The sequence below is a fragment of the Candidatus Edwardsbacteria bacterium genome (genome assembly GCA_031082425.1).
Taxonomy (GTDB): Bacteria; Edwardsbacteria; AC1; order AC1; family EtOH8; genus UBA2226.
Map to the genome: position 1 here is coordinate 87,977 of JAVHLB010000007.1, position 25,758 is coordinate 113,734.

The 25,758-nt window shown below is 57.2% G+C and carries 22 protein-coding genes; 17 read left to right on the forward strand and 5 right to left on the reverse strand.

Going from position 1 to position 25,758, the window contains the following annotated elements; translation table 11 throughout:
* The first annotated feature begins 343 nt into the window (after nucleotides 1-343).
* From RDU76_08400 to RDU76_08410, 3 genes are all read left to right on the forward strand, one after another.
* On the forward strand, nucleotides 344-1,393 hold the full coding sequence (locus RDU76_08400; protein MDQ7798943.1) for a type IV pilus twitching motility protein PilT: 1,050 nt from the start codon (nucleotides 344-346) through the stop codon (nucleotides 1,391-1,393).
* A gap of 1 nt (nucleotide 1,394) precedes the next feature.
* Complete coding sequence (locus tag RDU76_08405; GenBank protein MDQ7798944.1) at nucleotides 1,395-2,471, forward strand: type IV pilus twitching motility protein PilT; 1,077 nt, start codon at nucleotides 1,395-1,397, stop codon at nucleotides 2,469-2,471.
* Between the two features lie 72 nt (nucleotides 2,472-2,543).
* Nucleotides 2,544-3,728 carry an SPASM domain-containing protein gene (locus tag RDU76_08410; protein ID MDQ7798945.1) on the forward strand — a complete coding sequence of 395 codons (1,185 nt, stop codon included), beginning with the start codon at nucleotides 2,544-2,546 and terminating at the stop codon, nucleotides 3,726-3,728.
* Nucleotides 3,729-3,760: 32 nt separating this feature from the next.
* Here the strand turns inward: RDU76_08410 and RDU76_08415 are convergent, their stop codons facing one another.
* The gene (locus RDU76_08415; protein ID MDQ7798946.1) at nucleotides 3,761-4,462 is read right to left on the reverse strand and encodes a tetratricopeptide repeat protein; all 702 of its coding nucleotides are present in this window, start codon (nucleotides 4,460-4,462) and stop codon (nucleotides 3,761-3,763) included.
* 343 nt (nucleotides 4,463-4,805) lie between these two features.
* Here RDU76_08415 and RDU76_08420 point away from each other — a divergent pair, with 343 nt between their 5' ends.
* The 3 genes from RDU76_08420 (at nucleotide 4,806) to RDU76_08430 (ending at nucleotide 8,031) form a co-directional block, all read left to right on the forward strand.
* Nucleotides 4,806-6,980: a Tex family protein gene (locus RDU76_08420; protein MDQ7798947.1), complete on the forward strand. Its 2,175-nt coding sequence runs from the start codon at nucleotides 4,806-4,808 to the stop codon at nucleotides 6,978-6,980.
* Between the two features lie 62 nt (nucleotides 6,981-7,042).
* The gene (locus tag RDU76_08425; protein ID MDQ7798948.1) at nucleotides 7,043-7,462 is read left to right on the forward strand and encodes a secondary thiamine-phosphate synthase enzyme YjbQ; all 420 of its coding nucleotides are present in this window, start codon (nucleotides 7,043-7,045) and stop codon (nucleotides 7,460-7,462) included.
* A gap of 35 nt (nucleotides 7,463-7,497) precedes the next feature.
* Nucleotides 7,498-8,031: a lipocalin family protein gene (locus tag RDU76_08430; protein MDQ7798949.1), complete on the forward strand. Its 534-nt coding sequence runs from the start codon at nucleotides 7,498-7,500 to the stop codon at nucleotides 8,029-8,031.
* A gap of 158 nt (nucleotides 8,032-8,189) precedes the next feature.
* On the opposite strand, the gene RDU76_08435 is transcribed toward RDU76_08430, so the two are convergent.
* Nucleotides 8,190-8,909: a head GIN domain-containing protein gene (locus RDU76_08435; GenBank protein ID MDQ7798950.1), complete on the reverse strand. Its 720-nt coding sequence runs from the start codon at nucleotides 8,907-8,909 to the stop codon at nucleotides 8,190-8,192.
* 154 nt (nucleotides 8,910-9,063) lie between these two features.
* Here RDU76_08435 and RDU76_08440 point away from each other — a divergent pair, with 154 nt between their 5' ends.
* Together RDU76_08440 and RDU76_08445 are read left to right on the forward strand one after the other, a co-directional pair.
* Nucleotides 9,064-12,510: an alpha-amylase family glycosyl hydrolase gene (locus tag RDU76_08440; protein MDQ7798951.1), complete on the forward strand. Its 3,447-nt coding sequence runs from the start codon at nucleotides 9,064-9,066 to the stop codon at nucleotides 12,508-12,510.
* Nucleotides 12,500-14,146: a formate--tetrahydrofolate ligase gene (locus tag RDU76_08445; GenBank protein MDQ7798952.1), complete on the forward strand. Its 1,647-nt coding sequence runs from the start codon at nucleotides 12,500-12,502 to the stop codon at nucleotides 14,144-14,146. Before RDU76_08440 ends, RDU76_08445 begins: the two co-directional genes overlap by 11 nt.
* A gap of 57 nt (nucleotides 14,147-14,203) precedes the next feature.
* Here the strand turns inward: RDU76_08445 and RDU76_08450 are convergent, their stop codons facing one another.
* Nucleotides 14,204-15,580, reverse strand: a complete 1,377-nt coding sequence (locus tag RDU76_08450; protein MDQ7798953.1) for a hypothetical protein — start codon at nucleotides 15,578-15,580, stop codon at nucleotides 14,204-14,206.
* 71 nt (nucleotides 15,581-15,651) lie between these two features.
* Nucleotides 15,652-16,428 (reverse strand): inositol monophosphatase family protein, encoded by a 777-nt coding sequence (locus tag RDU76_08455; GenBank protein ID MDQ7798954.1) that lies wholly within the window; start codon nucleotides 16,426-16,428, stop codon nucleotides 15,652-15,654.
* Nucleotides 16,429-16,741: 313 nt separating this feature from the next.
* On the opposite strand from RDU76_08455, the gene RDU76_08460 reads away from it, so the two are divergent.
* The 9 genes from RDU76_08460 (at nucleotide 16,742) to RDU76_08500 (ending at nucleotide 24,595) form a co-directional block, all read left to right on the forward strand.
* Nucleotides 16,742-17,521, forward strand: a complete 780-nt coding sequence (locus RDU76_08460) for a TSUP family transporter (GenBank protein MDQ7798955.1) — start codon at nucleotides 16,742-16,744, stop codon at nucleotides 17,519-17,521.
* Nucleotides 17,514-17,888: a metallopeptidase family protein gene (locus tag RDU76_08465; GenBank protein ID MDQ7798956.1), complete on the forward strand. Its 375-nt coding sequence runs from the start codon at nucleotides 17,514-17,516 to the stop codon at nucleotides 17,886-17,888. Before RDU76_08460 ends, RDU76_08465 begins: the two co-directional genes overlap by 8 nt.
* A gap of 687 nt (nucleotides 17,889-18,575) precedes the next feature.
* Nucleotides 18,576-19,214: an RNA polymerase sigma factor gene (locus RDU76_08470; protein MDQ7798957.1), complete on the forward strand. Its 639-nt coding sequence runs from the start codon at nucleotides 18,576-18,578 to the stop codon at nucleotides 19,212-19,214.
* A gap of 80 nt (nucleotides 19,215-19,294) precedes the next feature.
* Nucleotides 19,295-19,867 carry a zf-HC2 domain-containing protein gene (locus tag RDU76_08475; protein ID MDQ7798958.1) on the forward strand — a complete coding sequence of 191 codons (573 nt, stop codon included), beginning with the start codon at nucleotides 19,295-19,297 and terminating at the stop codon, nucleotides 19,865-19,867.
* Nucleotides 19,868-19,889: 22 nt separating this feature from the next.
* Nucleotides 19,890-21,143 carry a hypothetical protein gene (locus RDU76_08480; GenBank protein MDQ7798959.1) on the forward strand — a complete coding sequence of 418 codons (1,254 nt, stop codon included), beginning with the start codon at nucleotides 19,890-19,892 and terminating at the stop codon, nucleotides 21,141-21,143.
* 143 nt (nucleotides 21,144-21,286) lie between these two features.
* Nucleotides 21,287-21,478, forward strand: coding sequence for a PspC domain-containing protein (locus RDU76_08485; protein MDQ7798960.1), 192 nt, complete (start codon nucleotides 21,287-21,289; stop codon nucleotides 21,476-21,478).
* Between the two features lie 12 nt (nucleotides 21,479-21,490).
* Nucleotides 21,491-21,892, forward strand: coding sequence for a PspC domain-containing protein (locus RDU76_08490; protein ID MDQ7798961.1), 402 nt, complete (start codon nucleotides 21,491-21,493; stop codon nucleotides 21,890-21,892).
* 13 nt (nucleotides 21,893-21,905) lie between these two features.
* Nucleotides 21,906-23,240: a pitrilysin family protein gene (locus tag RDU76_08495; GenBank protein MDQ7798962.1), complete on the forward strand. Its 1,335-nt coding sequence runs from the start codon at nucleotides 21,906-21,908 to the stop codon at nucleotides 23,238-23,240.
* The gene (locus RDU76_08500) at nucleotides 23,237-24,595 is read left to right on the forward strand and encodes a pitrilysin family protein (protein ID MDQ7798963.1); all 1,359 of its coding nucleotides are present in this window, start codon (nucleotides 23,237-23,239) and stop codon (nucleotides 24,593-24,595) included. Before RDU76_08495 ends, RDU76_08500 begins: the two co-directional genes overlap by 4 nt.
* A gap of 690 nt (nucleotides 24,596-25,285) precedes the next feature.
* On the opposite strand, the gene RDU76_08505 is transcribed toward RDU76_08500, so the two are convergent.
* Entirely contained in the window at nucleotides 25,286-25,753 is a 468-nt protein-coding gene (locus RDU76_08505; protein ID MDQ7798964.1) for a hypothetical protein, read from the reverse strand.
* Nucleotides 25,754-25,758: the final 5 nt, after the last annotated feature.

A 25,758-nucleotide genomic window follows, 5' to 3' on the forward strand; every position in this document is an offset into this window, starting at 1 on the left:
TGGCACCATCTTGAGATGAGCTGTTGTTTATCGCAAGCAGGATTCCATAGCGCCCAGGGTAGAAAATACCGAACTTATGGGGGTTCTGCGCCGGCAGTTTTAATGACAGTCCCGCGACGGCGCATCCGCCGCCGAATGACCCAAGTGGCCGGGCTGCCGGCGGAGATTCCCTCCACCGGCACCATGTAAGCCCTATAATATGACAGAAGCCCGCCGTCCCCTCGATAAAGCCGTTCATCGAGTCGGAAAAACCATATCGAGATGAACGGCCACTCGGGCATCGGCGGGATAATCAGGTAACGATATTTTATTTATGGAAGCACCGAATCCACAATTACCGCAGATGGATCAGCTCATGGAGGAGCTGGTATTACGGGAGGCCTCCGACCTGCATATCCGGGTCGGGGAGCCGCCCATTTACCGCATCGGCGGAAGGCTGGTGCGCAGCGAATTCCCGGTGCTGGGCGAGAACGACACCCGGGCCCTGCTGTTCAGCATCATGAATGTCGAGCAGCAGAAAAGATTTGATCAGGAGCTGGAGCTGGATTTCGCCTTCGGCCTGCCCGGGGTGGCCCGCTTCCGGGTGAACTCCTTCCGCCAGCGGGGCTATGCCGGCGCAGTGATGCGGGTGATACCGCTGAAGATAAAGACCATCGAGGAGTGGGGCCTGCCGGTCATCATGAAGGACCTGGCCCTGATGCCCCGCGGCCTGGTGCTGGTCACCGGCCCCACCGGCTCGGGCAAATCCACCAGCCTGGCCGCCATGGTGGAACATATCAACCAGCGGCGCCAGGCCCATATCATCACCCTGGAGGACCCCATCGAGTTCCTGTACAAGGACAGCCAGTCGGTGATCGAACAGCGGGAGGTGGGGTCCGACACCCCCAGCTTCGCCTCCGGCCTGAGCCACGTGATGCGCCAGAATCCCGACGTGATCCTGGTGGGTGAGATGCGCAACTACGAGACCATGTCGCTGTCCATCGCCGCGGCCGAGACCGGCCACCTGGTGCTGGCCACCCTCCACACCACCGACGCCGCCCAGACGGTGGATCGCATCATCAACACCTATCCGCCGGAGTCCCAGGCCCAGGCCCGGGTCCAGCTGGCCACCGTGCTTCAGGCGGTGATATCCCAGGCCCTGCTTCCGGCGGTGGGCAAGAGCAAGCTGGCCGGGGCTTTCGAGATCATGCTGTGCACCCCGGCGGTCCGCAGCGTCATCCGCGACGGCAAGACCCCCCAGATATATTCCCTGATCCAGACCGGGGCCAAGTTCGGCATGCAGAGCCTGGACCAGGCCCTCAAGGATCTGGTGCGCAGCGGCACCGTCACGCTGGACGACGCCCTGGCCAAGTCGTCCAATCCCCAGGAACTGGAACAGTCGATAGGCAGGTGATATGCAGCTTCCCGAACTTTTATACATGATATACCAGAAGGGGGCCTCCGACCTGATTTTGAAGGTGGGGAACAAGCCCATGATGCGGCTGCAGGGAAGCCTGGTGCCGCTGGAGCTTCCCCCCCTCAATCCCGAGGACACCAAGCGCTTTGCGGTGGAGATCATGACCAAGGAGCAGCTGGAGCGTTTCCGCCGGGACAAGGAGCTGGACATCTCCTGTTCCATCGCCAGCCTCTGCCGCTTTAGGGCCTCGGCCTTCATTCAGCGCGGGGAGTTCGGCCTGGTGTTCCGGCTGATCCCCAACAAGATCCCCACCATGGACGAGCTGGGCCTGCCCATCATCTCCAAGAACCTGGCCATGCGCCCCCGGGGACTGGTGCTGGTAACCGGGCCGGCCGGCTGCGGGAAGTCCACCACCATCGCCTCGATGATCAACACCCGCAACGCCAACCAGGAATGCCATATCATCACCGTCGAGGATCCCATCGAGTTCGTCTACCAGGACCTCAAGGCCGAGATCAACCAACGGGAGGTGGGCAAGGACACCCTGTCCTTCACCAACGCCCTGAAGAGCGTGCTGCGCCAGGATCCCGACGTGATCGTGGTGGGGGAGATGCGGGATCTGGAGACCATCTCCCTGGCCATCACCGCGGCCGAGACCGGACACCTGGTGCTCTCCACCCTGCACACCACCGACGCCATGCAGACCATCGACCGGATAGTGGACGTCTTCCCGCCCCACCAGCAGACCCAGGTCCGGATGCAGCTTTCGGGCAACCTGCTGGGCATCATCTCCCAGGTGCTGCTGAAGCGGGCCGACGGCAACGGGCGGGTGATGGCCTACGAGATCATGATGGTCAACAGCGCCATCCGGAACCTGATCCGGGAGGCCAAGACCTCCCAGATACCATCGGCCATCCAGATGGGCATTAAGCAGGGAATGACCACCCTCAACCATTCCCTGGCCGACCTGGTGCGGCGCAAGATCGTCACTCCGGAAGAGGCCTTAAGCCACACCGACAACCAGGAAGACCTGAAAGCCATCCTGGCCCGGCCGTCGCCGGGAGCGGTTAAATAATATACCGAGGTTAATTGTTTTCGCAAGGCTGGTGATGTTATCAGCCTTGCGTTTTGACTTCAGGGGTAGGAAATGAAAGCTTCCCGCTACAACCACATCATCTGGCGCCGCAACCTGCCGCAGCTGCTGTACAATTCCTGGCACCACCGGTTTTGGGAATTGGACAACTCCCAGTCGGCGGTCTACGGAGGGCTGTCCCTGCCCCTGACCTATAGCCTGATCAACCAGAAGGATCCGTCGGTGTCCAAGCTGGTGGCCGGGCTGGCCAAAATGGAATTCCTGATCGATGATGACCGCGACGAGCTGAAACAGATAGAGCTGCTGAGCCACCTGCACCGTTTCGATCGCAGCCGGCTGGAGCTGTGGATATGCCCCACCACCCGCTGCGACCAGAACTGCCCCGGCTGTCCCCATCAGGACGGCCGTTCCGACCTGTCGGCCTCAGGCCTGGAGAAGGTATTCCGGCTGATCTCCGGGCGGACGCCGGGCCTGAAGCAGTTGGGCATCAACTGGTGGGGCGGCCAGCCGGCCCTGGCCTGGAAGATGGTGCTGGAGTTCGACAAAAAGCTGGCCGAGCTGGCGCGGCAATTCGGCTTCGAATATTCCTACCGCACCATCGGCAGCGGCGGCGGCCCGGCCAATCGATTGACCGCCCTTTCCCGGGAGAACGAATTATATCTGAATATCGAATCGGTCGATCTTGGCAACCTGCCTGCGGACCCGGCTGTTCTGCTGGGGGGTATCGCCGGGATCTCAAAAAGAAAGGATCAGCTTCCCCCGGGATCACGGATCAGATTCATAAACAATATCCCCGGGGAGAAACTCTGCCGGAATGTCAATCATTTGTGCCGTAGCGCGCCAAATCTGGAGGACGAGGAGGTGGGGGACATCAACCGCCTGCTGGAATCCGGTTTCACGGTTGAGAACCTGCCCCGCCCCAAACTGGTGTCCTGCCAGGCAACCGACCCTCAAAGCTTCATAATCGACGTCGCCGGGAACAGCTATAAATGCTGGGAGGATCTGGGCGTTCCGGAGAAAAGGCTGACGGAGGATGCCGATGATCCGCTGGCCCCCCAGAATTTCCGCTGGCTGGACTGGGCCCCCTTTCACGAGGCCCACTGCCGGTTGTGCAATATCCTGCCCTGGTGCCTGGGCGGCTGCCGGGCCAGGCCGCCCGATGCCGACTGCAGCCAGTGGCACTATGCCCTTAGAGAGATGCTGTCCCTGGCCGCGGCGGCCAACCAGAAGGGGGCCTGAAAACTTTCAGGCCCCCTTCCTTCATCCCCCGGTCATTTTTCCTTGTCCATCAAAGCCAGGTAGGTCTTCACCCGGATGTTATTGGGATCGATCTCCAGGCACTTATCCCACTGCTGGCGGGCCAGCTCCTTCTGGCCGTCCTTCAAATAGGCCACCCCCAGCAGGATCATGGCCTCGATATAATTGGGGTTGGAGGACAGGATGATCTCTATTTCGTCTATGGTCTTGTGAAAATTATTCAGGTTTAAATAGCTCTTGGCCAGCCGGAGCCGGATGTCCGGATAATGGGGATTGATGCTCAGGGCCTTGCCGAATTCCTCCACCGCCTCGTAATGATAGCCGATGTCGCTGTAGGTGATCCCCAGCTTGGTATGGGTCTCGGCCAGCCGGTTGCGGATGCTGAGGGTCAGCCCGTCCTTGATATCCTCTGCCTCCGAGGCCTTGTTGAAGTATTTGACCGCCTCCTCATAGCGTCCCAGTTCGTTCAGGCTGATGGCCAGGTTCAGGTAGGCCTCCACATAGCGGGGATTGAGCTCGATGGCGGCATGAAAGGACTTGACCGCCTCCTCGAACTGTCCGTTGAAATGGTAGGACATTCCCAGCTGGTTGTGGAGGTCCGGAAATTTGGGCGAAAGTTTTATCGCCCGCTTCAATTCCTGGCTGGCCTCCCCGTAGCGGCCCTTGGAGAAGAGTTCCAGGCCTGACTTGTAGTGTTGTTCGGTTTCGAATTCCATTTTCACCTCTTCGGGATGTTGATTGCCTGGGCATCGGATAGCGGAGACCAACCACTCATGCCATAGGCAGATCCGCCTATATGAACCTTGCTGCGGTGGCGGAAAAGGCACCAAGACACAAAGTTTATTAACCCCCTAACCAAAAGCAAATTCAATTTGGTGCCTTAGTGTCTTGGTGGCAAAAAAGCCTAAACAACTGTTGCTGGGATCAGTGACCACATAAATGTAACCCAAAAAGGGGAAATTATCAAGAAGTATTTTCAACCGCCGATGTTTTCCTTGGTGAAATCGGCGCCAAAATGGATTATAATCATGGGACGGCAAACCTAATGCGAAAGGCGCTATGCTTAACGAACTTCAGATAACCCGGGCTATTACCAGTGAACTGGGGCTTCAGGCTTTCCAGGTAAGCAACACCCTGGAACTATTCACCCAGGGGGCCACCGTCCCCTTCATCGCCCGCTACCGCAAGGAAAGGACCGGACTGCTGGACGAGGTCCAGATCCGCAATATCCGAGACCGCTTCGATTACATCAAGGAACTGGAGGAGCGCCGGGACGCCATCCTCAAAAGCATCGAAGAGCAGGGTAAGCTCAGCGAAGAGCTAAGAGCCAAGATCGAGGCCTGCCAGGTAAAACAGGAACTGGAGGATCTCTACCTGCCCTACAAGCCCAAACGAAAGACCAAGGGCATGGCGGCCAAGGAAAAAGGACTGGAGCCGCTGGCCCTGGAGCTGTGGTTGCAGGGACAAAGCATCGCCCCGGAAAAACTGGCCGAGAAATATATCAATCCCGAATTGGGCATCAGCAATGTAAAGGAAGCTCTGGAGGGAGCCAAATATATCATCGCCGAGCTGATAGCCGACGATGCCGAGGTCCGCAAATTCATCCGGGAGATCACCCTGGCCAAGGGCATCCTGACCTCGCGGGTAAAAGAGGACTTCCGGGAGCAGAAGACCAAATTCAACCAATACTATGATTTCAAGGAGCCGCTTAAAAGCATCCCCTCCCACCGCTTTCTGGCCATCATCCGCGGCGAGAACGAGGAGGTGCTGACGGCAGGCCTGGAGGCTCCGGCCGTTGAGATAGATGAATATCTGCTGAAAAAGTTCCTGCGGAATGGCTCCTATGCCCAGGCGGTCTTTTTGACCGAGGTCATCGGCTTCGCCTACCGGGTCTATTTGAGCAGTTCGATTGAAGTGGAACTGCGTTCGGAGATCAAGGAGAAATCGGACATCGAGGCCATAAAAGTGTTCGCCGAGAACCTGCGGAATCTTCTGCTGGCCCCGCCGGCCGGCTCCAGGGCCCTAATGGGAATAGACCCCGGACTGCGCACCGGATGTAAGATAGCGGTGTTGGATGATACCGGGAAATTTTTAGAATACGCCACCGTCTTTCCCCATGGCTCCGCCCGCCAAAGACAGGAAGCGGCAGCAACCCTGGCCGCCCTGGTCCAAAAGCACCAGCTGGAGCTGGCGGCCATCGGCAACGGCACTGCTTCACGGGAGACCGACAGCTTCGTTCGCGAAGTGATAAAGGACAACCAGGGGATCAGGCTCCAGCCGGTGGTGGTCAGCGAGTCCGGCGCCTCGGTATATTCGGCCTCGGACCTGGCCCGCGAGGAATTTCCCGACCTGGATGTCTCGGTGCGGGGGGCCATCTCCATCGCCAGAAGATTGCAGGACCCGCTGGCTGAGCTGGTGAAGATCGATCCCAAATCCATCGGGGTGGGACAGTACCAGCACGACGTTAATCAGCCCAAGCTCAGGCAGGCCCTGCACGAGACGGTGGAGTCCTGCGTCAACTTCGTGGGGGTGGACCTGAACACCGCCTCCTATTCCCTGCTGTCATACGTTTCGGGCCTGAGTGAGAGCATGGCCAAAAATATCGTCAAATACCGGGATGAGAACGGAGCCTTTAAGAACCGCAGGGAATTGCTGAAGGTCGCCCGGCTGGGGCCCAAGGCCTTCGAGCAAGCCGCCGGTTTTCTGCGCATCAGGGGCGGCGGCGATCCCCTGGACAACTCGGCGGTTCATCCCGAAAGCTATACCATCGTCAAGCAGATGGCCCAGGACCTGAAGACCAAGACCTATCTGCTGGTGGGCAACCCCTTGCTGGCCGACCAAATTGATCCAAAAAAATACGTCACCGATCTGGTTGGCCTTCCCACCCTGAACGATATTCTGTCGGAGCTCAAGAAGCCCGGGCGCGACCCCCGCCAAAAATTCGAGTTGGCTAACTTCATGGAAGGCGTCACCGAGATCAGCCACCTAAAGGTCGGAATGCTGATGGAGGGCGTGGTCACCAATGTGGCCAATTTCGGGGCCTTTGTGGACATCGGCGTCCACCAGGACGGCCTGGTGCATATCTCACAATTGGCCAACAAATATGTCCGGGACCCCAAGGAGGTGGTCAAGGTGGGCCAGAAGGTCAAGGTCAGGGTGCTGGAGGTTGACCTGGAACGCAAGCGCATCGCCCTTTCCATGAAAGAGGGAAACCAGGATAACCCTGCCCACTAAATACACCAAAATAACAGATTTATGTTTTCGCGTGTTTCGTGGGTATAAAAAGGAGTTTGTTTATGCTATCATACCGGAAAGAGCTTTGGTTCAACGTCCCCTCCCGCCGGGGGTTCGTCAACATCACCGGGCAGGTGGAGGAATGCTTAAAGGAAAGCGGCATCAAGGAAGGTTTGTGCCTGGTGAATGCCATGCACATCACCGCCAGCGTGTTCATCAACGACGACGAGGGCGGCCTGCACCAGGACTACGAGAAATGGCTGGAGATTCTGGCCCCGCATGAGCCGACCTCGCAGTACCTGCATAATAGGACCGGAGAGGACAACGGCGACGCCCACCTTAAAAGGCAGATCATGGGCCGGGAGGTGGTGGTGGCGGTGACCAAGGGAAAACTGGATTTCGGTCCCTGGGAGCAGATATTCTACGGCGAGTTCGACGGGAGAAGAAGAAAGCGGGTGCTGGTTAAGATAGTAGGAGAATAAGATATATCACTCAAATATATTTAAATGAGGTAATTATGAAAGCTTCAATTTTTCTAACACTGGGTCTATTGCTTGCTTCTTTACCAGCAATGGCCCAAAAGCAGGAATTGCCGCCCCTGCAGACCGTTCCCAAAGTGGACCTGAACCGCTATCTGGGCACCTGGTACGAGATCGCCACCATCCCCCAGCGTTTTCAGAAGGGCTGCACCGCCGTCTCGGCCACCTACACCCTGCGCCCGGACGGCAAGATCAGCGTGCTCAACGAATGCTGCAAGGATTCCCTCAACGGGAGATACAAGGCCGCCAAGGGCAAGGCCTGGGTTACAGACAGGCTGACCAATGCCAAGCTCAAGGTCCAATTCTTCTGGCCCTTCTCGGGGGATTACTGGATCATCGAGCTTGACAGCAACTACCAGTATGCGGTGGTAGGCCACCCCGGCCGGAAATATTTGTGGATATTGTCCCGCAACCGGAAAATGGACGACCCCCTGTACAACGACCTGATGGAGCGGATAAAGAACCACGGCTACGAATTATCAGCGATCATCAAGACGCCCCAGCCGGACTAAAATTTTCAGATATTTGGATATTTTCTGGTTTCCTTTTTTCAAGGGAATGACAGACAAGGGAGCAGGCATGATCGCCTGCTCCCTTGCTATGGGACCCAATATCCTGTTCCCCTGATAATTGCCGCCGGCTTGTCAAATTGAACGGGCGGCAGGATTTCTTATTCCTTATGCACCCGGCCCACCCCGCTCACATTCTTTGTCACCACCTTGGGACTTCCCTGATAACCGACATCCCCGCTGCCGGCAATGTTGACGGTCAGTTCCTGGCTGGCATTCACCCGGCAGTCGCCGGCCCCGCTGATCCTTACGGAAGCCTTCTGGCTGGCCAGGTCACTGGCGGAGATATCTCCCGCACCGTCTATTGAGATATTAAAATTTTCGGCAGTCCCTTTGAGCTTTATGTCCCCGGCTCCGTTGATCGTTGCGGCAACATCCCCGGCCTCCAACTCCAGTTCGACATCCCCGGCGCCATTCACCTCCAGACGGAGATCCCCGGCCTTGAACTTGTTCTGGCCCCTGACATCGGATGATCCGTTGAGGCACAGCTCCTTTAATTCCGGAAGGGTAACATATATCTTGCGGGCTTTGCTCTTGAAGACGCCGATCCGTATCTTGTGCTTCTTGTCGCCTACCTTCAACCAGCCGTCATTCACTTCGGTCTTGACCTTCTCCAAGACTTCCGGCTCGGCCTCTATCCGCAGGCTGAATTCCTTGCCCTGGGTCAGGTACAGGTCATAGGCTCCGTTAACCTGTATCTTATCAAAGCCGGAGACATCCCTGCTCTGGCTGATAGTCTGGCCGGCATGGGCCATGGCCGAAATCAATGCCAGACAGACGACGATCAGCCCGACGGCCGGTTTTAAATTTAACCCCTTCATTTTACACTCCTTATAAATATTTATGGATTGATATCCGTTAGATATTACGAGGGGCAGCATTTTAAGTTTCATTTTGTTGAGCAACCCATTTTTGACTTTTAACAAAATCAAATAATAAATTGAAAAAAACCGGACAAAGTGCTATCATAATCGCATGATTGCAAAGGATCTCCCCATATTCGAATTTCACATCTCCCGCCGCTGCCGCAAAAGATACGGCTTCGAGGAAGCCATCTACGGACTGCACGGCAATGTGATACTGGATGATTTCCCGGCGATACAGCGCCTGGCCGACCGGATGAACCAGGTGAGGGATGCCGCCAGTAACCCCCACCTGGCGGTCAGGGCCGCCGAAATAAACATCATCGCCCTGATCGAGGAGATCCTTCATCTGGTGACCGCCGGCTACCGGCGGCAGGTCGATCCCAAAATATTCGAATCGGCCTTGAAAAATCTTTCTGCCGTCCTGGATCCGGCCCAAACGGAAAAATGCCTTGAGCAATTCACCGCCTCCTTTCCTCCCCTCAAGGTCATGGACAACCAGCTGACCTCCGTCGAATATCTTAGGGGCAGCAGCGATGGTTATCCCCACCGGGCGGTGGCCCTGGAGGAACTGCTGTTCCTGTTCCTGGCCAACGACAATCCCGCCTACCGCCATTATTCCGAGCTGTTCGATGACGCCCCCCTGCGCCAAAACACCAGATACCTGGACGGCATATCCGGGCTGAGGGATTATTTCAAGACCCAGCCCAAATTCGGGCCGCATGCCCTGGATCTGTTCGAACTGCTGAAAGCTCCGGCCCTGGCCAGCCCCTATTCGCTGGCCGGGCAGCTGGAATATATCAGGGAGCATTGGGGTGAAATCCTCCCGGCCGAAATATTCGAAAAAATTTCCGCCCGGATCCTCCTGGCCCTGGATGTATTGAAGGAAGCCGAAAGGTTCCGGGGATTCGCCCCGGGGGTGGAGCCTCTGCCGGATTATAAAAGGATGTTCGCCGGGCCGGACGGTTCGCCCGATCACGAGCCGGAGAAATACTCGCCCGACCTGGACTGGATGCCCAACCTGGTAATGATGGCCAAGAACACCTATGTCTGGCTGGATCAGCTGTCCGGAAAATATCGGTCTGATATCCGGCATCTGGACCAGGTGCCGGACCAGGAACTGCAACTGCTGTCCGAAAGCGGCTTCACCGGGCTGTGGCTGATAGGGGTCTGGGAACGCAGTCCGGCCTCGCAAAAGATAAAACAGATCTGCGGCAACCCCGAGGCGGTCTCATCGGCCTATTCTTTATATGATTACCGGATCTCGGAAGACCTGGGCGGCGACGGCGCCTATTATGATTTAAAGGACCGGGCCATGAGGCATGGCATCCGGATGGCGGTGGACATGGTGCCCAACCATACCGGTATTTTCTCCAAATGGATGGTGGAGCATCCCGAATGGTTCGTCCAGCTGGAAACATCGCCCTATCCCGCCTACTCCTTCAACGGGCCGGACCTCTCCGGCCATCCCGATATCGGCATTTATATCGAGGACGGCTATTACAGCAAGCGGGATGCCGCGGTGGTGTTCAAGAGGGTCGACCGGCGGAGCGGCCGGGTGCGCTACATCTATCACGGCAACGACGGCACCCACATGCCCTGGAACGACACCGCCCAGCTGAATTTCCTGCTGCCCGACCTGCGGGAGGCGGTGATCGGCGAGATATTGAGGGTGGCCCGCTATTCCTCGGTGATACGTTTTGACGCCGCCATGACCCTGGCCAAGAAGCACTATCAGCGGCTGTGGTTCCCCCAGCCCGGCAGCGGCGGCGACATCCCCTCCCGCTCCTGGCAGGGGATGAGCAAGGAGGACTTTGATAAGGCCTTTCCGGTGGAGTTCTGGCGGGAGGTGGTGGAGCGGGTGGCCCGGGAGGCCCCCGACACCCTGCTGCTGGCCGAGGCTTTCTGGCTGATGGAGGGGTATTTCGTGCGCACCCTGGGCATGCACCGGGTCTATAACAGCGCCTTCATGAACATGCTCAAGCGGGAGGAGAACGCCAACTATCGGATGGTGATCCGGAATCTGCTGGAGTTCGATCCCCAGATACTGAAACGCTTCGTCAATTTCATGAACAATCCCGACGAGGAGCCGGCCGCCGCCCAGTTCGGCAAGGGAGACAAGTATTTCGGGGTCTGCGCCATGATGTCCACCCTGCCGGGCCTGCCAATGTTCGGCCACGGCCAGATCGAGGGCTTTTCTGAGAAATATGGCATGGAATACCGCCGGGCCTACTGGGATGAGAGCCCGGACCGGGACCTGATGGACCGCCACCGCCGCCAGATATTCCCCCTGCTGAAAAAGCGCCACCTCTTCAGCCAGGTGGACAATTTCGTGCTTTACGATGTGGCCTCCTCCGGCGGACATGCCCAGCACGATGTCTTCGCTTATTCCAACTCCTCCGGCGGGGAGCAGGCCCTGGTCATCTACAACAACCGCTACCAGAGATCGGAGGGCTGGGTGAACTGGTCGGTTCCCTATAAAAGATCCGATGCCCCCGACCTGGTCCGGACCAAGCTGGCCGAAAAGTTCGGCCTGGCCGGCGACGGCTGGATGGTCTTCCGCGACCTGCTGTCGGGGCTGGAATATATCCGCCCGGCCAGGCAGGTCTGGGACAGCGGGCTTTATGTGCAATTGAGCGGCTTCGAGTGCCACGTTTTCACAAATTTTTATCACCAGCACGACCCGGACGGGGAGTACGCCAGGCTGGCCGCCAGCCTCAAGGGGCAGGGGACGCCCAGCATCGAACGAGCCCTGTGGGAGCAGCGAATGGAGGGGTTGTTGGAATCTTTTGAGGCATTGCTTATTCCCCTGCGGGACCCGGCCGGACTGGCCCAGGCCCTGGAAAACGGCCCGGCCAAGCTGGATCTGGTCCGGCGGACCAGGGAGTCATTACAAAAGCTGATCCCGGAAGCATCAAGGATTTTCGGCCTGCCCGCCCGGGAAAATCTCATCCCGGATATTTTTGAGCGTTTCCGCTGTTCAACCTTGGCTTCGAAAACAGGGGGCCGTCGGCTTTACGCTTTGCTCGCGGCAACCGGCAAGGGCGGATTTGATATGCTGGATACGTCCGTCTTTTATGCCTTCCTGGTCTTCCAGCACATCAATCGAATGATCCCCCAGCCCCAGGCCCGCGAACTGCTGTGGAACCGCCTGGAGAATGCCCTGGAAAACGGCTGCCTGCCAGGCGGAAAGGCCTACAATATCCGCCTGCTGGTGGAGGTCCTGTCGGAGGGGGATTGGAGCTGGCCGGCAATCTTGGGAGAAAAAGCCGCCCTGAGGAGATTTTTAGAAAGGCCCAAAGTTTTTCAGTACCTGGGATGCAATTGGCATCAGAACGTTTTCTGGTTCAATAAGGAGAATTTCCTTTACCTGGTTTTCTGTCTGGCCATGGCCGGGCTGATTTTCGCGCCTGACGGTACCAAGAACATTGGCTGCCGGCGGACTTTGGTTTCGACATACCGCACGGCCTTAAAAATTATCAAGCTGGCCCGATCATCGGGTTACGATTATCACCGCCTGATAGAATTATTGGAAGGAGGAACGGAAGATGCCCCCTGATCTTCTGCCCATCAAACAGGTGGCTGCCGGTTTCGGCATTGCCGAGACGGAGCTTTACCTTTACGGCCCCTACAAGGCCAAACTAGAGCCCTCGCTGGCCCGGCGTCTGCCGCAATGCTCGACCTGCGGCCGGCAGGTTCTGGTCACCGCCACCACCCCCACCCCGGCCGGCGAGGGCAAGACCACCACGGCCATCGGCCTGTCGATGGCGCTGAACAAGACCGGCCACAAATCCATCGTCACCCTGCGGGAGCCTTCGTTGGGTCCGGTGTTCGGCATGAAGGGCGGAGCCACCGGCGGCGGGGCCTCTCGGGTGCTGCCCAGCGACGAGATAGACCTCCATTTTACCGGAGACATCCATGCCGTCACCACCGCCAACAACCTGCTGGCGGCCATGATCGACAACCACATCCAGCACGGCAACCAGCTGGGCATTGATACCCGGCGCATCGCCTGGCGCCGGGTGATAGACATGAACGACCGGGCCTTGCGGGAGATCGTCATCGGCCTGGGAGGCCGCCAGAACGGCTTTGCCCGGGAGGACGCCTTCAATATCTCGGTGGCCTCGGAGGTGATGGCGGTGCTGTGCCTGGCGGAGGATTTTGCCGACCTGAAAGCCAGGCTGGCCCGGATGGTGGTGGGCTACACATCCCGCAACAAACCCGTCACCGCCGCCGATCTGCGGGCGGTGGGCTCCATGGCCCTGCTGTTGAAGGATGCCATCAAGCCAAATCTGGTGCAGACCTCGGAGGGCACCCCGGCCATCATTCATGGCGGTCCCTTTGCCAATATCGCCCACGGCACCAATTCCCTCCAGGCCATCAGGCTGGCCCAGGCCCTGGCGGAGATAACCGTTACCGAAGCCGGCTTCGCCTCGGAGCTGGGCGGCGAAAAATTCATGGATTTCGTCTGCCAGGTGGGAAAATTCAATGTGGATGCGGTGGTGCTGGTGACCACCCTGAGGGCCCTGAAGTATCACGGCGGTACGGCCAAGGAGAACCTGGCCGAGAAGAACCTGGAGGCTCTGATCAAGGGATTTGACAACCTGGACAAACATATCCAGAACATGCAATCCTTCGGGATCCCGCTGGTGGTAGCCCTGAATTACTTCCCGGACAACGATCCCGAGGAGCTGGAGCTTACCCTGAAGCACGTCCGGTCCAAAAATGCCAAGGCGGTCATCAGCGATCCCTACAACAAGGGCAGCCAGGGGTGCCTGGAGCTGGCCCGCGAGGTGGATGCCGCCTCCCGGACCGGGGCCGTGGTAAAACCGATCTACCAGACCGAATGGGCCATCGGCCGCAAGATTGAGACCATCGCCACCAGGATGTACGGCGCCGCCCGGATCAATTATACCCGGCAGGCCCGCAAGGATATCGATCTTTTGAACAAACTGGGATATGGCAGCCTGCACGTGATAATAGCCAAGACCCCCTCCTCTCTGTCCGACGATCCCAGGGCCATCGGCCGGCCGCTGAATTTCGACGTGGACGTGGACCGGGTCTTTCTGTCGGCCGGCGCCGGTTTCGTGGTGGCGGTCTGCGGCGAGATCATGCTGATGCCCGGCCTGCCGGCCGAGCCGGCCGCCCAGAGCATCGATATAGACCCGGATGGGAATATAACCGGATTATTTTAACCTCTGCGGCTAAATAAAGAGGGCCACCCTTTGGGTGGCCCTCTTTATCTTTTGCTATCAGATCCCGAAATGCGGCCCGACCGCGAAGATCCATCCGGAATGATCGGCCTTAGGAGCGTTGAATATCTCTTTTTCGGTATGGGTCTTCCAGTCGCCCATCCGGCTGTAGAGGTAACCGGCCTGGGCCTGCAGCCAGACGATGCCGAAAAGCCTCAGCTTGCCCCTGACCAGCGGCATTCCCGCGAATCCGTCCGATCTCAATGCCAGCTCCCTTTCGGAGTCCAGCAGAATGGTCCGGTCCCAAGTTAGGTCGGAGCTGGCGCTGCGGGCCAGGTTGATCTCGGCATCTACCCCGCCCAGCAGGGCCCCCAGGCTGATGTCGGCCCTCCGGCCCCTCAGCAGCACATACTCCAGGGTCACCCCGCCCAGGCTGTAATTATAATCGTAGTACCTCTGGGTATCGCCTAGGGAAGACCTGGCTTTCAGATCCTGTCCCCAGCCGGCATAGCCGATCCTGAAGCGGTTGAACTGCAGATATCCCTGGCCGCCCCAGCAATAGCTCTCCCGGCGGAGTTCGGGAAATCCCGCCGGCGACATATGGGGCTGCAGGCGTCCGGCCGAGCGGTCCGGCCAGAAGGCCAGCGGCCCGCCGCCCATCTCAAAATGAAAATCCTTTTGGTATCCGTGACGCTGGTGTTTCCAGTTCAAAATATCATCGTCCGGCCAATCGCGGCCCAAGGCCTCTTCCGAATCTATGCGGATGTTCCCGACCCCGGCTGCCAGCCGGAACAGGCCTTCGCCAGAACCCAGGGTCAGATCGGCCCGGCGGCCGTAGCTCCTGTCGTTCCTGCCCGATATCCTGCCCAGCCCGGCCTGGGCCTCGATCCTGATCCCGGCACTGTCGGGCAGTTCCAGCGAGATGTTTCCCACCCCGGTGGTCAGCCGGCAATGGCCCGGCAGCGTTGCCACCCCCGGCCATGCGGATTGGATGTTCCCGGCCCCGGTCTCGGCATCCAGCCTGCCGCTTATGTTTTTAACATAGATGTCGCCGGCCCCGATATCTATCAGCACTCCTCCGGAGATGTCGTAGGCCGCCACATCGCCCGCCCCGCTGGAGATATCGGCCGCGGCCCAACTCGGCAGGCCGATGGTCAGGTCCAGCCTTTTGCGGTTCCGGTTCTGATGCTTATCGGTAAAGATCCTGACGGTATTGCCGGATCTCTCCACCTCCGGCAGGATGTCGCCCTGGGCATTGATGGTGATCGCCCCGCCATCGTTGCCGGTGATCTTGATATTTCCCGCCTTGATGTCGATCTTCAGCACATCCCCGGGGGCGAATTCCATCTCCCGTTGCAGTTCCAGGGCCCGGGCCGGGAAACATACCATCAGTACCGATAAAATGCCGCCCGCCAGGAATTTGAGATTATAAAACATGGTTCCTCCTTCATTCCTTTTATAAAACTACGAAGCATAGGACAATTTGTTTCGCTAATATAGAATTATTTTTACCTGTTCTCCAGGACCTTGAGCATCTGCTTATGTATCTTCCCGTTGGAGGCCAGGCACTCCGGGTAATAGAGGCCGTAGCGGCCTCCGGAAAAGTCGGTGATCCTCCCTCCGGCCTCGGTGATCATCAGAGAGGCGGCCGCCGCGTCCCAGGGCTTGAGTTTTATCTCCCAGAACCCGTCGAACCGCCCGCAGGCCAGATAGGCCAGGTCGATGGCCGCCGAGCCTGGCCGCCGTACCGCCTGGGCCCGCTTAATGAATCTTTGGAAATTTGCCAGATTGTTGTCCGGGCTGGTGTGGACATCGTAGGGAAACCCGGTGGCCAAAAGACTTTTGACCAGGTTCTTTTCCGCCGATACTTTTATCCGCTTACCGTTCAAAAATGCTCCCCGCCCCTTGGCCGCGGTGAACATTTCGTCCAGATTGGGATTATAGACGGCCCCCGCTTTCACCTGACCCTTTTCTTCGAAAGCGATGGATACGCACCACACCGGAAATCGGTGGGCGTAATTGGTGGTGCCGTCCAGCGGGTCAATTATCCAACGCCGTTTGGAAGAGGTTCTCTGGTTCTGGCTTTCCTCGGTCATGATGTCATCGCCGGGAAAAGCTTTTCTAATAATGGAGATGATCAGGGCCTCGGAGGCCCGGTCGGCCCCGGTGACCAGGTCGATGGGGCTTTTTAATCTCACCGAGAACTTCCCCCGGGACATTTTAATCAGCAGGTCCCCGGCCTGCATCGCCGCCGCCACGGCGGTTTTTAATTCTTTTTCATGCATGGGTATTATTACTCCAACAACTATATGCAGCAATAAGTCATTCCTGCGAAGGCAGGAATCCAGGCCCGGATGCCATTCGGAATTTATCTCTCACTTGATGTGGGAATGGCATGACAATATGGTCTAGTGATCTATTTAGCGCCTAACTAATAGTATAATCCAAAGGCTTTAGGATTTCAAATAAAATCATACGACCTCACCCCACCCCTCTCCAAAGGCATTTGGAGAGGGGGTTTACAAAAATATTGATTGACTTTGAAAACCCCATCGCTTATTCTTATGAAAATTCATTTTAAAACGAAGGCTTGACACAATGATCACCTGGCATACCTATCTGATGGTCCTGCCGCTGGTGTTCTTCGCCGGGCTGGTCGATTCCATCGCCGGAGGCGGCGGCCTGATCTCCCTTCCGGCCTATTGGGCCGCCGGCCTGCCGCCCCATTTCGTGCTGGGCAATAACAAGTTCTCCTCGAGTTTCGGCACGTTGGTGGCCACCCTGCGCTATTACCACGGAGGATTGATCGATATGAAGGTGGCCCTGCTTAGCGCTTGCTTCGCCCTGGCCGGTTCCTTTTTGGGCACCCGGGCGGTGTTGCTGATGGACCCCGGCTTCCTGCGCTATGTTCTGATCGTGCTGGTGCCGGTGGTCACCATCTTTACTTTGCTGAATAAAAACCTGGGTGTCCATAATAACTCCCATCAGACCGAGGTAAAGACCAAATTCATTCTGGCGGCCCTGGCCTCTGCCGTGATCGGCTTTTATGACGGTTTCTTCGGGCCGGGCACCGGGGCCTTTTTGATTCTCTTTTATACTTTGATGCTCAAGTACGATTTCGTCACCGCCAACGCCAACACCAAGGTGGTCAACCTGGCCTCCAATGTGGCCGCGGTGATCACCTTCATGGCCCACGGCAAGGTGCTCTACGCCCTGGGCATCCCGGCGGCGGCCTGCGGCATCGCCGGTAACCTGCTGGGCGCCAGGATGGTGATGACCAGGGGAGCCAGGATCATCCGGCCGATATTCATCTTGGTTCTGCTGTTGCTGCTGGCCAAGATCGTTTATGACATGATCGCGGGGCAATATCATGGATAGCGCAGAGTTCAACAAACTGGTGGAGCAGGCGGTGGACGACCTGCCGCAGGACTTCCGGGACAAGCTGGAGAACATCGCCATCACGGTGGAGGACTATCCCTCCCCGGCGGTGCTGAGATCGCTGGAGGAACGGACCGGCAAGCATTCCCTGCTGGGGGTGTATATCGGAATCCCCTATAACAAGCGTCCGGCCTATCACATCTCGGGGAAGCTGCCCGACCGGATAGAACTGTACCAGAAGAACATCGAGTCCATCTGCCGCACCCCCCAGGAGATAGTGGAGCAGGTCAAGGAGACCATCATCCACGAGGTGGGGCATTATTTCGGGTTGAGCGAAGAGGATCTGGAAAGATTGCAGGATATTTGATCAGATGCCGTTTTCTTACCACCGCACTGCTTTGGCAGTGCGGTTTTTCGTTAACAAAAAATATTTTTACTTTTTATGTAACATATCCCCCCGATCCTGCGTAGTCTCCCATGAACCAAGAAAAATACTAAATTTCCAAATAAAAGGAGACGGCCATGAAAGGGATAGTCGATATCAAGAGCGTAGATTGGGGCGGATTGATCCCCATCGGAACACTGCTCGGCCTGTTGCTGATATCCATAATGTAAAGATACCCAACCCCATAAACTACCTCCAGAAAAGAAGCCGGAAAATCTCCGGCTTTTTAGCTATGGGACTTTTATCCGGGCGAAAATCTCATCATTGCGTCTGATATGCCGGTCAACCCGGCAGATCAGACGTTGCGGGATTTGGGGTGTGGTAGCGATATGTCGCATGGCCGGAAGCGGAAGCGAAGGCCGAACAGAAGCTTAGATTATTCCTGATAATGCATTGACCGTCGTTTTCAGTTCGTGAAACGATAGCCCCACACCCCAAGAGTTCTTTTGCTTCTTTTCGTTCGGCAACGAAAAGAAGGGATTCAAAATATCGGGCTAAATCAAATACACAAATAAACAATTGTTACGGCAATATTAAGGTCTGGATTCCCATTTTCATGGGAATGACATAACGGTTTTCTTTTAATATAATAATACGTTCTTACGCATCATGCCCTCAAAAGCCGCCGCCATCCCGGGAGCCATTTTGGATTTGACACCGGTCAAATCCAAATGCTATACTAACCCCATGGCTTCCGAAAACCAAGACCAGATACTGATAGACCGCTGTCTGGCCGGCGACAGCCGGGCCTTCAACGATCTGATCAACCGCTATAAACGGCAGGTGTTCTCCCTCATCTTCCGCCTGGTCCACAACCAGAGCGATGCCGAGGACATTGCCCAGGAGACCTTCATCAAGGCCTACAAGAGCTTCGCCGGCTACGACCCCTCCTACCCCTTTCTGACCTGGCTGTTCAAGATCGCCCACAATTCGGCCATCGATTTCCTCAGGGCCCAAAAGCCGGAATCGCTCTCCATCCACGATGAAGAAAACCCGGTGGATATCGAAGACACCCAGATCTCCCTGGAGGAAAGGATCGAAGCCGCCTCACAGCAGGAGCTGATAGACCGAGTGCTGGGCACCCTACCGCCCCTCTATCGCGAGGTCCTGGTTTTAAGACACCAACAGGAGCTCTCTTACGAGGAGATCTCGCAGTCACTCGACATACCGGTTGGTACGGTAAAGATCAGACTGTTTCGAGCCAGGGATATCATGAAACAGAAACTGGTCAAGCTTGGATATGGGTAATCATTTGTCCTGCAATATGTAATCATAATGAAACATTTGTACCCAAGCCCACGTATTATTACCAGAACGGAGAAAAGATCATGGAATGCCAAGAGATAAAAAATAAGCTGCAGGAGTTGATAGATAACTCCCTTGAAGATCAGGAGGTTACAGCAATAAAGGCCCACCTGAGATCCTGTTGTTCCTGCACTGCCGACTATCGTCTGCTCAATCTGGTGGCCCAGTCGCTCAAAGCCCTGCCACAGCCACAGCTCAGCCCCGAGTTCAACGCTAACATCTTTAACGCTTTGGGGTTGGAATATAAGGTCCCGCGCCTCAGCCCGGTGCTCAAATGGGCCACCGGGGCTGTGGTATCGGTAAGCTCCCTGTGGCTGGTGATATTCGGCCTGGGATTGACCTTCGGCCTGAACAAGCTGGATCCTTTCAAAATATTTTCCCTGGCCAAGGACTTCATCAAGGCCCCGCCCAACCTGCAGGTGATCCTGGTCAAGGCCGGGCTGCGGCTGGCCGATATGATCGACCTGCTGGGACAGGTGGCCGCCACCCTGCTCAAGGGATCCAACCTGCCGGTCCAGCTGGCCATCGCCAGCATCGCGGCCTTCGCCATCATCGCCGTCACCTCCAAAAGAATTTATATAAATTCAAAAATATAGCACACAATAAAGGAGCACGATCATGTACAAAATTAACAGGCATTCTGCCAAATCCGGCTGGCTAATCCTGCTGCCGATGATCGCCCTGCTGCTGGCGGCAACCGCCGGGCTGGCCGAGGAGACGGTGGTAGGCACCAAGCTGCTGGACAAGAAGACCACCATCAAGATCCAGGGTATCGGCGATTCCGATTCCCAGGGCACATACAAATTAAAGATCGGCGACAAAGAGGTCGAGATCGACTCCAAGGATGCCAAGGTGGGCGACATCTATGTCGGCCAGGCCGACACCATCAACGACGACGTGGTCACCAAGGGCGGCTCCATCACGGTGGACGGCATGGTCAACGGCGACTGCGTGACCTTCGGCGGCGGGGTGACGGTCAACGGCACGGTGATGCACGACGTGGCCACCTTCGGCGGGGCCACGGTGGTGGCCGGAACGGTCAAGGGGGACGTGGCCACCTTTGGCGGCACCGTCTCCATCGACGGCACGGTGGGCGGCGAGGTGGCGGCCTTCGGCGGGATGGTCAATCTGGGGCCCGAGTCCTCGGTGGGCGGGGATATCTCCACCGTGGGCGGCACGGTTGACAAGGCCGAAGGGGCCCGGGTGGGCGGCGAGATCAAGAACGTGGATCTAGGGATGCTCAACCAGTTCATTCCCAGCATGGTCGGCTCGGCCCACTTTGCCCACAAAAAACCGGCTGCCGGACGGGCCATAAAATTCTTTATCGTCTTTTTCATGCTGGCCGGACTGGGCATCCTGATAACCCTGCTGGGCGTGTTCTTTGCCAAACCCATCGAGCGCATCGTCCACATCATCGAGGTCGACTTCTGGAGGTCGGCCGGCATCGGATTCCTGGTGCAGATCTCCCTGGCCCCGGCCCTGGTGTTCATGGCGGTCTCCATCCTGGGCATCCCCCTGATACCGCTGGCCGTCCTGCTGGTGGTGGCCGGGATCCTGATGAGCATCGCCAGCTTCGGGGTGATCATCAACCAGAAATTCCTGCATGCCGTCAACAAGCCTCCCATGAACACCCTGCCGGCGGTGGTGCTGGGATTCGTGCTGCTGCACTCCCTGTTCCTGCTGGGCAGCCTGATCAACATCGCCGGCAGCCCGCTGACCGCCCTGGGCGTGATATTCATCATCATCAACTTCATAGTCCTGTGGTGCGGGGTCACCGTGGGCCTGGGCGCGGTATGGACCACCCGGCTGGGCACCAGGGACCAGGCTCCGCCCAGACCGCCCAAGGCGCCGAAGATAGCTGCGGCCGAGTAATAATAAATAAGTGGACATTGAACGGCCTTGGGGGTCAACGACCCCCAAGGCCGTTCAATAAATTCCCGATAAAACCATAAACACCCTTGAAGTTTCACCCTTTGGGGTTTATAATTGTACGGTCAATAGTTAGGAGGAGAGTCATGTCTAAAAGAATTTACCGGTCCACCAGGGACCGGATGCTGGGCGGCGTCTGCGGGGGCTTGGGCGAGTATTTCGACATCGACCCCACCATCGTCCGGCTGGTGGCGGTGGTGTTCGCCCTGTCCGGAGCCGGGATCCTGGCCTATATCATTGCCTGGATCATCATCCCCGACCAGCCGGTGGTGATGTAGGGGGGCATTTATATGCCCAAACGATTATACCGTTCCGGACGGGACCGGTTGGTAGCCGGGGTCTGCGGAGGTTTGGCCGATTATTTTGACATCGACCCCCTGCTGATCCGCATTATCTTTATGATCCTGGCCCTGGCCGGCGGGCTGGGGATCCTTATTTATCTGGCGGCCTGGCTGATAGTCCCCGGCCAGAGCCTTTCGGCCGGCCAACGCGAAACTCCGCCAACTCCCGAGGAAAGGAATCCTAATATGCGGCGAAATCCATCCGGGGCGGTGTTCGGGATATTGGTCATCATCCTGGGCATCGGCCTTTTGTTGAATAATTACGGCCTGTTTCATTTTAAATTAAGCCTGATCTGGCCGCTGATCCTGATCGCCATCGGCGTCAGGCTGCTGATCAGGGATAAAAGATAAAGGAATGCAACTAATGAGAAAATTAATTCTGGCGGCATCCTGCCTGGCCCTGGTGGTCTCCGGGGCCGGGGCCGTTGACACCCTGGCGGTCCATCAGGACAGCCTGGCCAACGGCCTGAAAATACTGACCGTGGAGAAGCCCGGCCTGCCACTGGTCAGCTTCCAGGTGTGGTACCGGGTGGGCTCCCGCAACGAGCGTCCCGGCATCACCGGGATCTCCCACCTGCTGGAGCACATGATGTTCAAGGGGACCGACAAGATCGGTCCCGAGGAGTTCTCCAGGATCGTCCAGAAATACGGCGGTCACAGCAATGCTTTCACCAGCCAGGACTACACCGCCTATTACGAGAATATCTCCACCGAGTTCCTTTCGGTGGCCATGGAACTGGAGTCGGACCGGATGGCCAACCTGAAGCTGGATCCCAGGGAGTTCGAACCGGAGCGCAATGTGGTCAAGGAGGAGCGCCGCCTCAGGGAAAACTCGCCCTATGGGCGGCTGTTCGAGGAGATGAATGCCGCCGCCTATACCGCCCATCCCTACGGCTGGCCGGTGCTGGGCTGGATGACCGACATTGAAGCCATCACCCCTCAGGATCTTCGCGACTATTATCGGATCTATTATGCCCCCAACAACGCCGCCTGCGTGATAGTGGGTGCAGTCAACCGCAAAGAAGCGGTAGCCCTGGTGGAAAAATATTTCGGCGGCATCCCCCGCAACAAGACATCACCGCCCAAAGTTGCCACCGTGGAACCTCCCCAGATGGGCGAGCGCCGGGTCAAGGTGCTGAAGGACACCCGGATGCCGCTGGTGGCCATGGGATATCACACGCCGGAAATAGGACAGCCCGACACCTACGCTCTGGAGCTGCTTTCCAATATCCTCAGCAACGGCGAAAGCTCTCGGCTCTACCGCAGCTTGGTCTACGATAAACAGCTGGCCCTGTTCGCCGGCGGATATAACGACACCCAGACCGACCCCACCCTGTTCATCTTCTATTCCGCGCCGCTGAAGGGTCACAATACCGAAGAACTGGAGCAGGCCATAACCGAAGAGCTGGAGAAGATCAGGCGGGATGGCGTCTCCCCGCGGGAACTGCAAAAAAGCAAAAACCAGCTGGAAGCGGATTTTATCTTCCAGCAGCAACGGAACAACGGCCTGGCCGTCCAGATCGGTTCGGCCCAGACCCGGCTCTCCTGGAGCTACCTGAACAGCTACCTTAAGAATATCCGGGCGGTAAGCAACCAGGACATCATCTCCGCGGCCAATAAATATTTCATCGACCAGAACCGGACCGTGGCCACCCTGATCCCGACCGGCGCCCCCCAGAGCAAAGGAGAGGCCCAATGAGAAAGATGTTTTTGGCCGTCGCTTTGTTTTTGGCCGCAGCCGGAATGGTTTCAGCCCAGAATATCTGGACCCCTCCCCAGCCCAAAAGGATCGTTCTCAAAAACGGATTGACGATACTGCTGTTGGAGAACCACCAGTTGCCAGTGATATCGGCGGAGGTTATGGTCAAGGCCGGCAGCGTTACTGATCCTGCCGGATATGCCGGCCTGGCTAATTTCACAATCGAGATGCTGGCCAAGGGCACTTCCTCCCGCAGTGCGCTGGATATCGCCGATAATTTCGATTTTGTGGGCGCCCAGTTCGCAGTCAAATGCGACTATGACGCGGCCTTCATCTCCTTGACCACCCTGACGAAGGATTTTAACCGGACCGGGCCGGTTTTATTCGACCTGCTGACCAAACCGGCTTTTGACTCCCTGGAGACCGGGCGGCTGAAAGCCGAGTTGCTCTCGGCCATCGAGGCCAAGGGGGACCGTCCCAATACCCAGTCAGCCGAAGCCTTTAACCTGATGCTGTTCAAAGATCACCCCTACGCCCATCCCGGGATGGGCGACGCCGAAAGCGTCTCCCGCATTTCCCGGCAGGACCTGGCCGGATACCATAAGAAATACTATGCTCCCAATAACTGCATTATCTCGCTGGTGGGGGATTTTAAAAGCTCCCAGATCAAAAGAATGCTGGAGCAAAATCTGGGAACTTGGGCCGCCCGGAAAATACCCCAATCGATCCTTCCGGAGATACCGCCCATCGGGCAGCCCCGGGCTTTGCTGATAAACCGCCAGATCAACCAAGCCTACATCAATCTGGGATTTCTGGGGCCCAGAAGGAGCGATCCCGATTATCAGGCCATCCGGGTGATGAATTACATCCTGGGCGGAGGCGGCTTCGTATCCCGGCTGGTCAAAAATATCCGGATGGCCCAGGGCCTGGCCTATGACGTGGATTCGTATTACGATCCCCGCAGCGATTTCGGGCCCTACATCCTATCCGTCCAGACCAAATGCGCCTCGGCTGACACCGCCATCAAGAGCTTGATAGCTGAGATGCGGCTGATCCAGAGCCAGCCGGTCAGCGAAAAGGAGCTGAAAGAAGCCAAGGACTACATCCGGGGCAGCTATCCCTTCCGCTTCGAAACCAGCGGCCAGACCGCCCGGCAGTTCCTGTACCTGGAACTTTACGATCTGGGGGCGGATTATTTCCGGCAGGATATGCAGAAGACGCTTCAGGTGACCCAGGCCGACGTAATGGCCGCCGCCAAAAAATACCTGAAGCCGGACAATTTCCTGCTGGCGATGGTCACCGACACCAGCCAGACAAAATTGAACATCCCCGGCTTGAAGATAGAAAAGCAATAGGTTGCCCGATAATAAAGAAGCCCCTCCTTGCGGAGGGGCTTTTGGTAGTGATTTTTATGCTATCGTTCAAAGGAGCATTTATCTGAGTATAACCATCTTTTTGGTTCTGCTAAACAAGCTGGCCTTCAGCTGGTAAAAATAAATATCTTTGGATACTATGCGCCCCATATCATCGCGGTCGTTCCAAGTTATTGACCCTTTTCCCGCTTTCTCTTTGAAGAGAAAGCTCCAAAGAGAACTGTCGCTGCACCGCTGCCCGGAAGTTTATGATATTCAGCTGCCTGAATGTCTTGACCACGAAACAAGGCACCCGCATGCAAAACATTCTTAACGGCAGCTTATGCCAGTCAGCAGCGCTGATGCGACCCGGACCTCTCCCTGCCTGCCGGCCTCCCTCCCCTCGAGGGGAGGGAAGGGGTGGGGTTGGTGCCCCGCCTTTAAGTGGAGCGGCTAAGGCTTCAGCCCCGATAAAGCAGTCATTGCGTCATTTGCATCCTGCTTGTTCTGGTTCAATGAATGCCGGGGCATAGGCCTTACCACCCGCGGAACTGGGCGGCAAAGACTTCTTTGGTTACTTTCTTAGTCATAAGAAAGTAACGGTTAAAACCTGTTTTATATAAAACTTAGTAAAGATTTTACCAGTAAATAAAAAGCCCCTCCGAAACGGAGGGGCTTTTTAGTTTTAAAAAATCACTCTTCCCGGGGCTCCGAGGAGAGCTCGTCCAGGCTCAGCTCCCGGCTGTTGGATGGTTTGAAGACATTCCCCATCAGCGGGTCTGATCCCTGATCACCGCTCAGGTCGTCAAGTTTGAACACCCGCCCTCCGGTGCCGATCTTGGAGGCCACTTCGGAATTGACATCTCCGCCCATGGCCTCGGATGACAGCTCATCCAGGTTGAACTCCCGGGCGCCCACTCCTATCTTGGCCGCCGGGTCGATATGTTCCGGTTTGGGCTTGGGGGCCGGTTTTTCGACCACCGCCTCCTCCTTGACCGGAACCGGCGTCTGCTCTCCGGCCGACACTTTCCCGTAATGGGCGATGTCGATGGCCGCATCCGTCTTGGGAATGGCGGTCTTGCTGGGCAGGATGGGATCTATCCGGGAGGGCTGCCTCTGCTCGGCCAGGATCTTCTCTATTTTATGCAGGGCTTCGTCCATCTAAA